Source organism: Tritonibacter sp. SIMBA_163, assembly GCF_046535935.1.
Classification (GTDB): Bacteria; Pseudomonadota; Alphaproteobacteria; order Rhodobacterales; family Rhodobacteraceae; genus Epibacterium; species Epibacterium scottomollicae.
On the sequence record NZ_JAWJBP010000331.1, the window covers coordinates 1 to 278 of the forward strand.

The window sequence follows — 278 nt, forward strand, 5'->3', positions numbered from 1 at the left end:
CTTGAAGGTGATCTCCAGGGTCTCGCGGTTGTAGCGCTTGCCCTTGCACTCGTCGCAGGTCACGAAGACGTCGGGCAGGAAGTGCATCTCGATCTTGATCACGCCGTCGCCCTGGCACGCCTCGCAGCGGCCGCCCTTCACGTTGAACGAGAAGCGGCCCGGCTTGTAGCCGCGGGTGTTGGATTCCGGCAGGCCGGCGAACCACTCGCGGATCGGCGTGAAGGCGCCGGTGTAGGTCGCCGGGTTGGAGCGCGGGGTGCGGCCGATCGGCGACTGGT

General features: G+C 67.3%; 1 protein-coding gene. It reads right to left on the bottom strand.

Annotated elements, in window-relative coordinates:
- Positions 1-278: hypothetical protein (locus R0J92_RS22615; RefSeq protein WP_411053308.1), on the bottom strand; the 278-nt coding region annotated here is incomplete at both ends.